This is a genomic window from Burkholderia sp. BC1 (assembly GCF_052683555.1).
Window position 1 is genome coordinate 15,595 of the sequence record NZ_JBQYLP010000074.1, and the last position, 12,036, is coordinate 27,630.

The 12,036-nt window shown below is 67.3% G+C and carries 14 protein-coding genes; 2 read left to right on the forward strand and 12 right to left on the reverse strand.

Going from position 1 to position 12,036, the window contains the following annotated elements:
- Positions 1-198: 198 nt before the first annotated feature.
- Positions 199-963, forward strand: coding sequence for a 2-keto-4-pentenoate hydratase (locus tag ACSHSS_RS25480; protein WP_048994627.1), 765 nt, complete (start codon positions 199-201; stop codon positions 961-963).
- 77 nt (positions 964-1,040) lie between these two features.
- Positions 1,041-2,426, forward strand: coding sequence for a hypothetical protein (locus tag ACSHSS_RS25485; protein ID WP_048994625.1), 1,386 nt, complete (start codon positions 1,041-1,043; stop codon positions 2,424-2,426).
- A gap of 25 nt (positions 2,427-2,451) precedes the next feature.
- Here ACSHSS_RS25485 and arsB read toward each other — a convergent pair whose 3' ends face one another.
- The 12 genes from arsB to ACSHSS_RS25545 all read right to left on the reverse strand — a co-directional run bounded on the left by arsB (position 2,452) and on the right by ACSHSS_RS25545 (position 11,594).
- Positions 2,452-3,537 carry an ACR3 family arsenite efflux transporter gene (arsB, locus tag ACSHSS_RS25490; RefSeq protein ID WP_048994624.1) on the reverse strand — a complete coding sequence of 362 codons (1,086 nt, stop codon included), beginning with the start codon at positions 3,535-3,537 and terminating at the stop codon, positions 2,452-2,454.
- The gene (locus ACSHSS_RS25495) at positions 3,524-4,045 is read right to left on the reverse strand and encodes an arsenate reductase ArsC (RefSeq protein WP_048994623.1); all 522 of its coding nucleotides are present in this window, start codon (positions 4,043-4,045) and stop codon (positions 3,524-3,526) included. Before ACSHSS_RS25495 ends, arsB begins: the two co-directional genes overlap by 14 nt.
- An 18-nt stretch (positions 4,046-4,063) precedes the next feature.
- Positions 4,064-4,405 carry an ArsR/SmtB family transcription factor gene (locus ACSHSS_RS25500; protein WP_048994622.1) on the reverse strand — a complete coding sequence of 114 codons (342 nt, stop codon included), beginning with the start codon at positions 4,403-4,405 and terminating at the stop codon, positions 4,064-4,066.
- 120 nt (positions 4,406-4,525) lie between these two features.
- Positions 4,526-4,738, reverse strand: coding sequence for a 30S ribosomal protein S21 (gene rpsU / locus ACSHSS_RS25505; protein WP_006402910.1), 213 nt, complete (start codon positions 4,736-4,738; stop codon positions 4,526-4,528).
- A 36-nt stretch (positions 4,739-4,774) separates the two neighbouring features.
- Entirely contained in the window at positions 4,775-4,984 is a 210-nt protein-coding gene (locus ACSHSS_RS25510; protein WP_006402909.1) for a hypothetical protein, read from the reverse strand.
- 37 nt (positions 4,985-5,021) lie between these two features.
- Complete coding sequence (locus tag ACSHSS_RS25515; RefSeq protein WP_006402908.1) at positions 5,022-5,306, reverse strand: hypothetical protein; 285 nt, start codon at positions 5,304-5,306, stop codon at positions 5,022-5,024.
- A 317-nt stretch (positions 5,307-5,623) separates the two neighbouring features.
- Complete coding sequence (locus tag ACSHSS_RS25520) at positions 5,624-5,848, reverse strand: hypothetical protein (RefSeq protein WP_006402907.1); 225 nt, start codon at positions 5,846-5,848, stop codon at positions 5,624-5,626.
- 532 nt (positions 5,849-6,380) lie between these two features.
- Positions 6,381-6,866 (reverse strand): SRPBCC family protein, encoded by a 486-nt coding sequence (locus ACSHSS_RS25525; protein WP_048994620.1) that lies wholly within the window; start codon positions 6,864-6,866, stop codon positions 6,381-6,383.
- Positions 6,844-7,206, reverse strand: a complete 363-nt coding sequence (locus tag ACSHSS_RS25530; RefSeq protein WP_035957001.1) for an ArsR/SmtB family transcription factor — start codon at positions 7,204-7,206, stop codon at positions 6,844-6,846. Before ACSHSS_RS25530 ends, ACSHSS_RS25525 begins: the two co-directional genes overlap by 23 nt.
- Before the next feature lie 94 nt (positions 7,207-7,300).
- Positions 7,301-8,464: an aldose epimerase family protein gene (locus ACSHSS_RS25535; protein WP_048994619.1), complete on the reverse strand. Its 1,164-nt coding sequence runs from the start codon at positions 8,462-8,464 to the stop codon at positions 7,301-7,303.
- Between the two features lie 569 nt (positions 8,465-9,033).
- Positions 9,034-10,332: an MFS transporter gene (locus ACSHSS_RS25540; protein ID WP_048994618.1), complete on the reverse strand. Its 1,299-nt coding sequence runs from the start codon at positions 10,330-10,332 to the stop codon at positions 9,034-9,036.
- 119 nt (positions 10,333-10,451) lie between these two features.
- Positions 10,452-11,594: a mandelate racemase/muconate lactonizing enzyme family protein gene (locus tag ACSHSS_RS25545; RefSeq protein ID WP_035956994.1), complete on the reverse strand. Its 1,143-nt coding sequence runs from the start codon at positions 11,592-11,594 to the stop codon at positions 10,452-10,454.
- Positions 11,595-12,036: the final 442 nt, after the last annotated feature.

Below are 12,036 nucleotides of genomic sequence, written 5' to 3' on the forward strand. Positions count from 1 at the left end.
CGGATCGCCGGCATTCGACGTTGCGCCCCGTCAATCGAGGTCGCGCCGCTGCGTGCGTCAAAGCGACGCGCGCGTCGCGCCCGCACGCGGCGGCCCGCGCGGCCGCGCGCTGCAGCCCGCGCATCGAAAACGTTATCATCGACATGATTCGTTTCGTCCGGCTCGTTTGCCGGCTTCCTTTCACTACGCTCAACCGACATGACAACGACTATCGAACGCGTGGACGGCGCCGCCCAGCATCTCGTCGCCGCCCGCCATGCCGGCGCGCCCGGCCCGCTGCTGCCCGATGCTTTCCGCCCCGAAGATGTCGACACCGCGCTCGCGATCCAGCAGCGCGTCGCGGACCTGCTCGGCGAGGCGGTCGGCGGATGGAAGTGCGCGCTGCCGCCGCCCGAGCGCGTCGTCGTCGCGCCGATTTTCGCGTCGACGATCCGCGAAGCCGGCGCGCCGTACCGCGTCGTCACCAGCACGCCGAGCGCGCGGATCGAGCCGGAGATCGCCTTCGTGCTCGATCGCGACCTGCCGGCGCGCGCGCAGCCGTACAGCGACGCCGACGTGCGCGACGCGATCCGCGAAGTGCGGCTCGTGCTCGAAGTGCTCGGCTGCCGCTATGCGGAACCCGCACGCGCGACGAAGCTCGAATTGCTCGCCGATGCGCAGTTCAATCAGGGGCTCTGCGTCGGGCCCGTCGTGCGCGACGGCCTGCATGCGTCGCTCGAAGCGTTCGAGATCGCGTTCGAGGGCGAACTGCACCGCACGATCGACGGCCGCCATCCGGACGGCGATCCGTTGAAGCCGCTCGTCTGGCTCGCCAACTTCGCCGCGTCGCGCGGCGAGCCGCTGCGCGCCGGACAGATCGTGACGACCGGTTCGTATGCGGGCGCGATCGAGGTGCCGCTCGGCGACGCGCTGACGGTCCGCTTCGGCGAACTCGGCAGCCTCGCGGTCACGCTGACCGCATAACGCACCGCCGTCCACGCACGCCGGCGACGCAATCCGGCATCATGGACGGCGTGCCCCTTCCACTACGCGTGCTCGCCATGCCGCCGATTCCGCTACCCGCGCTGCTCGATCGCATCCTGCGCACCGTCGTGCGCCGCTATCGGCTCCCGCCGCTCGCGCAGGCGTCGTCGCTGGACGCGTCGACGAACGCGGCCACCGTCATCGCGACCGTGATCGAGGAGGCGCGCGTCGCGCTCGCCGCGCACACGGCGCCCGGCACGGTGCTGCACGACCGCTTCGTCGCCGCGCTGGCGCGGATGATCCGCGATGCGGTCGATCCGCACATGGGCGATCCGGCGTTTCAGGCCGCCGTGCTGCGTCACGACGCGCCGAGCGTGCGCGACTACGCGGCGTTGTCCGCGCATGCCGATCAGGACCGGCGCACGCTGCGCTCGACCGTCAACACGCTCGCGCATCCGGCGAAGCGCGAACGTTGTGCGCATGCGTGGCAACGCGACGCGCTCGCCGAGCTCCATACCGCGGCGTTTTCCGCATCGTGGAGCGCGTTCGATGCGACGGTGCGGCGGTGGCGCGCGCACCCGGACACCGCGAGCGATCCCGCGTTTGCGCACGAACTCGCGAAACTGACGGATAGCCCGGCGCTCGCGCGCCTGCAACGCATCGATGCGCTCGCATCCGATCCGTCCGTGCGCCGCTACCGCGCGCTCCTCGCGCGGCACGGCCCGCAGTCGGGCAGCGCGCTGGCCGTGGCACAAGGCATCACGTCGCGGCAACGCGGTGCGGCCGTCGAAGCGGCGGCCGCGCAGGCGCTCGAGGCGCTTGCGCAGCGGCTCGATGCGCACGACGGCACGCCGCGCTATCGCGTCGTGACATCGATGCGCGTGCCGTCGGCGATACCCGGTCCGCACGATCGCGCCAAGACGGAATGGGATGCGGTATTGCTCGAGCGTGCGAACGAGGACGCGCAGGCACCGGTCTGGAACGTCTGCTTTCCCGTCGAAGCGAAGGCGTCCGCGGATGCGGCGACCACCGATCTGCCGAGACTGCAGCGCGGGTTGCGGCTGCTGGCCCAGGCCGACGCGGGCACCGTGTATTCGTTCGATACGCGGCAGGGCGCGGTACGCGTGACGGGCGCGTCGCTCCGTGCGCTGACAACCGACGAAGCGGCGCTACCGCGCGAAGTGATGTACTGCTGCGACGAGCGCGCGGAGGTGACGCCGCGCCTGCTCGGCGCGGCCAGCCGCATGCAGCTGCTGTGCGCGCAGGCGAGCCTCGACTATGCGAGTACGCTGCTGCGGACCGGCGACGCCGATCCGCGCATGCTCGGCGTGATCTGGGAAGCGCTCGTCGGCGTGCCGCAATGGCGCTCCGTGCTGCACCAGTATTCGACGCTGCGTCAGGTGCGCGAGCTGATGGTGCGGATCGACGATCTGCTGGTGGCGATCGGCGACGCGGCGGCGTGACGCGCAATCGCCGCGTCGCGTCCGTTCATCGTGCGCCGTGGTGCGTCTGCGGCGCCGCTTCGTACCAGCGTCGCGATCGATTCACGACACCGACGACGAACAACATCACCGGCACCTCGATCAGCACGCCGACGACCGTCGCGAGCGCCGCGCCCGAGTGAAAGCCGAACAGGCTGATGGCGGTCGCGACGGCGAGTTCGAAGAAATTGCTTGCGCCGATCAGGCTCGACGGACCGGCGACGCAGTGCGCGACGCCGAGCCGCCGATTCAGCAGATACGCGAGACCGGAATTGAACAGGACCTGGATCAGGATCGGCACCGCGAGCAGCGCGATCACGCGCGGCGCGTCGACGATCGCGTCGCCCTGGAACGCGAACAGCAGCACGAGCGTGGCGAGCAGCGCGCCGATCGAATACGGGCCAAGACGCGCGACGGCGTGACGGAAATAGGCCTCGCCGCGCGCGAGCCAGCGCCGGCGCAGCCATTGCGCGACGAGCGCCGGAATCACGATGTACAGCACGACCGACATGATCAGCGTGTCCCACGGCACCGTGATCGCCGACAGCCCGAGCAGCAGCGCGACGAGCGGCGCGAACGCGACGACCATGATCGCGTCGTTGAGCGCGACCTGCGACAGCGTGAAATACGGATCGCCGTCGCACAGCTGCGACCAGACGAACACCATCGCGGTACACGGCGCGGCCGCGAGGAGAATCAGGCCCGCGACGTAGCTGTCGAGCTGCGCGGCCGGCAGCCACGGTGCGAACACGTGACGCACGAACACCCAGCCGAGCAGCGCCATCGAGAACGGCTTGATCAGCCAGTTGACGAAGAGCGTGACGCCGATGCCGCGCCATTGGCTGCGCACGCGCGACATCGCCGCCAGGTCGATCTTGACCAGCATCGGCACGATCATCACCCAGACGAGCACGCCGACCGGGAGGTTCACCTGCGCGACCTGCATCCGGCCGAGCGCGCGAAACACGTCCGGCAACAGCTGGCCGAGCGCGATGCCCGCGACGATGCAGAGCGCGACCCACGCGCTCAGGTAGCGCTCGAAAAACCCGATGGCCGGACGCGCGGCGCCGAGCGTCGTATCAGTGCCGCTCATCGCATGCCTGCCCCGGCTCTTCGCCGATCGCGCGCATCGCGTGCCGAATCGCGTCGCGATCGAGCGCGTCGAGCGGCAGCGCCAGGAATCGGCTCACGCGGTGCGCGATCTGGCGGCGCACCTTGTCGAATACGCTGCGTTTCTCGTCGTCGCTGCCTGCGCAAGCGGCCGGATCTTCGAATCCCCAGTGCGCGGTGATCGGCTGACCCGGCCACACCGGACACGCTTCGCCGGCCGCCGCGTCGCACACTGTCAGCACGAAATCCATCTGCGGCGCATCGGGCCGCGCGAATTCGTCCCAGCTCTTGCTGCGCAGCTGCGACGTATCGTAGCCGAGCGCCGCGCACTGCTCGATCGCGAACGGATTGACGACCCCCGCCGGGCGGCTGCCCGCGCTATACGCGCGAAACCGGCCGTTTCCCAGGACGTTGAACAGCGCCTCGGCCATCACGCTACGCGACGTGTTGCCGGTGCAGAGAATCAGAATCGAATAAGGTCGGTCGGTCACACGCGGCTCCACGGAAGATCACGACGGATTCGCCGCGGGCGGGCAGCAGCCGCGCGCGTCGCTCGCCGCGCAGCTTGCGCCCGCGCAGCAGTTCTCCGTCAGGAAACCGATCAGGCCGTTCATCGCATCGAAGTGCGCCGTATAGAACACGAAGCGCCCTTCCTGCCGCGACTGCACGAGGCCGGCATGCGACAGATCCTTCAGATGAAACGACAGGCCCGACGGCGACAGCCCGAGCCGTTGCGCGATCTCACCGGCGGCGAGGCCGTTCGGGCCGCCCACCACGAGCGCACGGAAAATCGCGAGCCGCGATTCGTGCGCGAGCGCGCTCAACGCGCGGACGACGTGATTGGAATCCATGCGCGGCACGATAGCGCATTCATTTCTATATTTCAAGTAGTGTTGAAATGAAGCCACCCTGCGTGCCGCATCGGGTGCGCGGCGCCGCGGCCGCGCACGATAGGCGGCCGGACGCCGAGATCAGTACAGCTTTCGCGGCGGCAGCGCGCGCCGCACGCGCGCACGCTGGCGCACGACGGCGCTCGCCTTCTTGCGTTTGCGCATCGCCGTCGGCTTCTCGTAGCTCGTGCGGCTGCGCAGTTCGCGAATGAGCCCGGTTTTCTCGATGTCGCGGCGGAACCGGCGGAGCGCGACGTCGATCGGCTCGTTGGCTTTCAGCGTGATGCTGGTCATGAATGATCCTGTGTTGAAGCGTTGAAGGGAAAAACGTCAGCCGAGCCGCGTCATCACGGCGCTCGCAATTTCGTCGGATTCGAACTCCGTATAGCCGGAGCCGATCGTTAGCGCACGTACCGCCGCGAACATCCGGAACTCCTGCTGATGCGCGAGCGCCGAATCGCCGACGCCGGACGGCAGCGCCGTATCGGTTCCGCTTACTTCGCCGCGCCGGATCAGATCGAGAAGATCGTCGATGATCATGATTGCCTCCGAAGGCCAGGGTGGGTTGCCGGTCGCGTCACAGCGTGTCGGCAAAAAAGCCCGGCTTGTCGCGGTTATCGTCGATCATCGTTTCCGCATAGCGCAGCGACGCGCGGCGCGCATCGCCGGCCGTATCGAACGGCGACAACTCGGCGAGGCGGAACGTCTGGCTGCGCGTCAGCATGTCGCCGGCACCGCGCTGGCAGATCTTCACGGCGGCGTCGAAGCCCGCGTCGTAGTTGTGCGCGCTGCCGAGCTGCGCCGGCACGTGCGGATAGATCAGCGGATAGATTTCGAATCCGCGATAGAGATGCATGCTCATGGTGAACTCCTGAGGCTCGTGGCGACGAATCGCGCGGACGAGCGCGTGCTGCCGGTAGCGCCGATGCAGGCGCGGCGGACGGGATAACGGGACGACGATGCGCGTGGCAGAGGCGCGACGCGGTAAAGACAGCCGATGGAGGGGGGAGCGGTCGAACAGCAGCGGCGGCTCGGAGAAGTTCATCATACGCGCATCGGCCGCTGCGCGCGCGGGTTATTTCCGGCGTCGCGCGGCGCGTGCAAGGCGTCGCAGCGAGGCTGCCGTCGCCGCATGCGACGCGCGCGCAGCGCGAACGGTTCGCGGACCGACTGCGGCGCTCAGCCGCGCGTATCGATCCAGTTGCGTGCCCAGCGCGCCGAGTGGCGCAACGCGGCTTCCTCGCTGCTGAAGTAGTCGAGCGAGTAGAACTCGTAGCACGTCGGCTCGGCGCGGCAGCCGGTGCGGCGCAGCGTCAGGTTCGACGAGAAGCTTCCGTCCGGAAGCCGATGAGCGGAAGGGGCGACGGCATAGCCGCCGTAATGTTGGGTATTCGTTGCTTGCATGGTGATTCAAATATCTCAGTGTTGGCGACAAGAACGCGCCGGCAGCCCCGATGAATTCGGGAACCGGGCGATTCGAGCGAGTGCAATCCGCAACACGTGGACGAACGTGTACCAGGCTCGCGTGAGCCTGTTCCGTTGTTGCCGTTGAACCGTTCGACGATGCCGATATCCGTCACGTGGCGTCGCAATGCATTGCAAACGCATGCAGTCGCGCTGCGCCGCCGACGGGGCACCGGAAAAGGGTCAAGGAGGGAGAGGACAACAGATGCCGCGGCAAGGCGGCAATGACGAGCAGCAATCGCGCTTCTTGAAGATTTCAACGGCGGACAATACGTGGTACCGACGATACTGTCAAGCGATTTCGCGTTGTGACGTCGTTTTTTGCGATTTTCGGGTTCCGTCGCCCTGCACGAACGCCGGCGGCGATGCGGCCCTTCATGCCATCGTCCGGATCCCGAAGCAAATTCGAACGCGCCCCGCATGCGGCGACGCGCGCTCGTCGAACGTCGAACGTCGAGCGCGAAAGCGCGCATCAGCGCAGCGTGCAGGCCAATTCGTCGAGCTGCGTGATCACCGTGTTCCAGCCGTCGAAGAAGCCGAGCTTCTCGTGCTGCTCGCGCGATGCGTCGTCCGGATGCATCACGTGCGCGACATAGCGCGTGCCCTCGCCTTCGTCGGTCATCGTGATGATCGCGGTGAAACCCATCCACGGCGTATTCGGGCGCCAGCCGGCCGTCAGCATCGAGGTGAACGCGAGACGCGACTGCGGCACGATCTCGAGAAAGCAGCCGGGGTTGTCGCTGATGCCTCCGTCCGGCCCTTTCATCAACGTATGAAACGCGCCGCCCGGTTTCAGATCGAACGCGAGCACGTCGGTGGTCCACGGCTTCGGACACCACCACACCTTCAGCAGATCGGGTTCCGACCATGCGCGCCACAACGCGGCGCGCGGTGCGCACAGCACGCGCGTGATCACGAGGTCGCGCGAGTCGGCGCTATCGGCGGCGTTTCGGGTCATCGGCTTGCTCCTGTTGATGAAGTCGTTCGACGAATTCGACCATGCGATCGGATCGCGCTTCCCACATCGCGCGCTGCTCGGCGAGCCAGCGCTCGGCTTGCTGCAGCCGCTGCGGCTGTAGTTCGCAGGTGCGCGTGCGGCCGGACTTCGACGTGATGATCAAGCCGCTGCGTTCGAGCACCGTCAGATGCTTCATGAACGAAGGCAACGCCATGTCGAACGGCGCGGCCAGCGTTGAGACCGTCTGCGCACCGCTCGCCAGCGCGCAGACGATCGCCACACGCGTCGGATCGGCCAGCGCGTGGAAGACGTCGCCGATCGACGACTGATACTTATCCATGCGGCTAAGTATAGGCCTCGGGGCGCGCGTGTTCAACCGGAACTTGATGCGCGTGCTGCGGCGGCTGTCGTGAGAGTCGGAGGACGCTCACGCGTCATCGTGCGCCCACCTTCCACAACGTCACTTCGTGCAACGTCTGGCCGGGCTTCAGCACGGTCGTCGGGAACGACGGATGATTCGGCGAATCGGGGAAATGCTCGGCTTCGAGCGCGAACGCATCCGTCTGCCGATAAACGGTACCGCCCTTGCCGACGACGCTGCCGTTCAGGCCGTTCGACGTGTAGAACTGGAGCCCCGGCTGCGTTGTGTATAGCGCGAGAAAGCGGCCCGACGCCGGATCGTAGGCGCGCGCCGCAAACGCCGGCGCCGCTTCGCCGCCGTGTTCGAGCACCCAGTTGTGATCGTAGCCGTGCGCCATCGCGAGTTGCGGATACGCGCTGCGCAAACGCGCACCGATCGGTGTGGGCGCGCGCAGATCCATCGGCGTGCCGGCGACGTTCGCGAGTTCGCCGGTCGGAATCGACGTCGCGTCGGTCGGCGTGAAGCGCGACGCGTCGATCTCGATCAATTGCCGCTCGACGCTGCCGCTGTCGTGCCCGGCGAGATTGAAATAGCTGTGGTTCGTCAGGTTGACGACGGTGTCCTTGTCCGTCGTCGCGCGATAGTCGATGCGGATGACGTCGTCGTTCGTCAGCGTGTAGGTGACGTCCGTCGTCAGCGTGCCGGGAAAGCCGTTCTCGCCGTCGGGGCTCACGTAGCGCAGCGTGACGCTCGCACGCTGGCCGTCGCTGCGCGCGGCGGTGACCGTCCACACCTTCGCGTCGAAACTGTCGGGCCCGCCGTGCAGCGTGTTCGGTCCGTCGTTGAGCGGCAACTGCCACGTGTTGCCGTCGAGCGAGAAACGCCCGTGCGCGATGCGATTTGCGTAGCGGCCGATCAGCGCGCCGAAATGAATGTTGCCGTTGTGCGCTTCGTAGTCGGCCAGCGAATCGAAGCCCAGCACGATGTCGGCGACCTTGCCGGTTCGGTCCGGCACTTCGAGCGCCGTCACGATGCCGCCGTACGTGATGACTTTCAGCGTCACGCCGTGCGCGTTGTTCAGCGTGTACTGGCTTACTGCGCGGCCGGCATGCGTGACGCCGTAGTCGCTGCGGTGGATCGATACGTCCGTGGCCGGCGATGCCGCGTTCGCCGCGGTGCCGACTGTTGCGTACAGGACGATCGTGGCGATTGCGCGCTGCAGCCAGAGTCGTTTCATCACAAGCCTCCGAAGCGGTTTCGTTCGTATCGCGGTGCGCGTCCGCGCGTTGCGGAAAGCGTGCGCGGTGCGCAAGTTCTATGCCTGCTGCGTCTTTGCAATGCGGGCGCGCGTGCGTCGACGCGGGGCGGCATGTGAGCGGATAGAACGGATAGAGGCGCGGAAGTTCAGCGGTACGCTGCAGCGGGTGGGCGGGAGGTCGTCGCGCGGCGTGGAAGCTGGGAACGGGCGACGTCATGCCGACGGTTGTTCCGCGCGGATTGCAAGTGTGCGCGTGCTGTGTGCGGGCGAGAGCGAGAAGAATCACGTTTCGATATTGCGCACGCGTTGCGCGTATGCCACGAGAGAGGCCTCGTCCCGCCTCGCGCAAGGGCATAGCCGTTGCAGCGCGTCTTCGGGCGCTCAGGCATCCGGCCAAGCCGTTCGACGATCTCGCGCCGTCGCGCCGTCAGCGCTCGAAGATGAACGCACATCCGCTCCGCCCTTTTCGATCGGCGGAATTCGCGCTGCCTTTGCAGTGGGCACGGAGCAATCGCGACGCGCCGACCCGCGCGAGCGCATACGCGCGACTAAACCGCGCCGCGCATCTGCGCGACCGTGCGCGGCCGCACCGCGACCGTCAGAATCGCCGCGCCCGCCAGCGCTGACGCGCCCGCGAGCACGAACGCGCCCGCGTATCCGCCACCGTATTGCACGAGCCAGCCGGTCAGGCTCGGCGACAGAATGCCGGCGAGATTCGCGAGCAGGTGCACGAAGCCACCGGCCGCACCGACGCGCTCGCGCGGCACGATTTCCTGCAGCAACGACCAGCACGCTTGCGGCGCCATGAACGCGAACAGGCTCGCGATCGCGATCAGCGTGACGGCCGCACCGAGGGAATTCACGCGCGACGCGAGCAGCACGCACGCCGCCGCGACGCCGAGCCCGACGACGATCACGATCTTGCGTGCGAACAGCACGTCGTCGCTGTGGCGGTAGATGCGGTCCGATACAGTGCCGCCGGCGACGAAGCCGACCGTCGCGCCGAGCCACGGCAGGATGCCGACCACGCTCATCTGCTTGATGTTCAGATGCTGATAGTCGGTCAGATAGCTGGGTAGCCACGACAGGAAGAAATACAGCACGTAGTTGAAGCTGAAGAACGCGAGCGCGACGCCGAGCACCGGGCGCGACAGCAGATAGTGCAGCAGCGGACGTGCCGCGTGCGCGTCTGCTGCGTGCACGTCGCGCGTGCCGTGTACTGCGTCAACGCCGCGATCCGCTGCGATCTCGCGCGCCTCTTCCGGCGACACGCGCGGATGCGCGGCAGGTTCGTCGCGGAACAGCCGCCACCATGCGACAAGCCACAGGAAGCCGAGCGCGGCGATCACGACAAACGACACGCGCCAGCCGAACTGCAACGCGACGAGGCCGACGATCGGCGCAGCAATCGCCGCGCCGAGCGGCTGCCCGGCGTTCGTCCAGCCGACCGCTCGCCCCGCTTCGCGACGCGGAAACCAGTTCGAGATCGCCTTGTTCGTCGTCGTTCCCATCGGCCCTTCACCGATCCCGAACGCGACGCGCACGACCAGCAGATGCGCGAACGACCCGGCCAGCGCGGTTGCACCGCAGAACAGCGACCACACGCCGGCCGCCCACGCGAACACGCGGCGCGGCCCGAAACGATCGGCAGCCCAACCGCCGACGAAACAAAACACGCAATAGCCGACGAAGAAGCTGCTGAACAATACGCCCATCTGCGCATCGCCAATGCCGAGATCGCGCTTGATGATCGGTGCGACGACCGACAATGCAGCGCGGTCCAGATAGTTCAGCATGCCGGCGCCGAACAGCAGTGCGCCGACCCACCAGCGGTATCGTGTTTTCATGTCGTCTCCTGTTGACCGGGCGGGCGGCGCTGCCGTGTGCCCGGTTCGATGTTTTGCGACCGCGCGGCCGATGCCGGCAACCGCTTCGCGATCTTCGCTCCAACGCGCGGCTGCGCTGTTCAGCAGATCGTTGCGTGCGCAATCGTATTGCGCGCCAGTACCGCGTCGTCCGGCACGAAGCCGAGCCCCGGCATGTCGGGTAGCCGCAGTCGCGCACCGGGGCGCTGCGCGTCATGCAGTCGTTCGGGCCAGTCGAGATACGGAATCTCGAGCGCGACGTCGACCGGCAGCGTCGCGACCAGATGTGCGGTCGCCAGCAGGCCCGCGCCAAAGTAGAAGCAATGCGGAACAACGCGCACGCGGTGCTGCGCAGCCAGCGCGATGACCGCACGCATCGCGGTCGGTCCGCCGATCTTCGCGACGCTCGGCTGCGCGACATCGAGGGCGTCGTGTTCGAACAGATTGCGAAAGCCGGCGACGCCCGATGCGTTCTCGCCGGCCGCGACGCGCACGCCGGTGCCGCGCACGCGCGCGATTGCGCGCGCGTCGTCGCACGGCCATACCGGCTCTTCGATCCAGCCGAGCCCGAGATCGGCCAGTTCGCCGACGCGACGCACGGCTTCGTTCGCGGTCCAAGGACAGTTCACATCGACCATCAGCTCGCCGCCAACCGGCAATGCATCGCGGGCGGCCGCGATCGCCGCGCGTTCAGTCTCGTGCAGCTTGATCCGCCGAAACCCTTCGTCCCATGCGCGCCGCACGTGGCGGGCGACTTCGCCGGGCTCGTTCTCGTAGCTAACGAGGCTCGCGTACACGTCGATCTCGTCGCGCCGTGCGCCGAGCCAGCGATACAGCGGCTGCCCCGCGTGCTGCGCGGACAGGTCGTGCAGCGCAGTATCGATCGCGGACAGCGCGTACAGCACCGGCCCGGTTCGTCCGAACGCATGCAGCGCGCGGTCGGCCGCGTCGCGCAATGCGGCGATCCCGCCGGGCGTCGGTTCGAATTCGGCGCCGCGGAACCAGCGCCCGACGGGGCCTTCGAGCGCGGCGAACGTGACGGGATTGATCAGATGGCCAAACGCTTCGCCCCAGCCGACGCGGCCGGCTTCGTCGGTGACCTTGACGAGCAGCGATTCCATCCGACGCAGCGATCGGTCGGCGGCATTGTAGGTGTCCGCGGCGGGTGCCGACGTCGCGGCGGGGCGGCGGCCCGCGTCGAATGCGAGCGACAGGCGAATGACTTCGATGGCGGCAATTCTCACGAGCGGATTCTCGAGGGGGTGACGCTGCGACGGCAGTCCATATGATCTGTCATCATATGACTAACGTCGCGAAAACACAAGGCGAAGCCGAAACAAAGCCGAGATTTTGAGCCCGAATGCGAATTGTCCACGCGGTTTTGTTATATGACGTCTTATGTTCACATTCTCCCTCGTATAGCAAGCGCGTCTCGGCGACACGGTACTCACGGCCGCGATAGACATCGCTACAGCGGTCGGGACCGCGTTCTTCGCAATCTTCAAGCGGCACTTCGGCATGTCGCCGTTGGCGTTCTACATGTAGCGCGCTTCGGCGCTGCGCCCTTTCGGATGCGCGGACGCCGCGCCGCCCAAACGCATACGGCCGCCCGAAGGCGGCCGCATGAAAACGGAAAACGCGTGCCGTCTACTTGCTGTCTCTTATACACATCTCCGAGCCCACGAG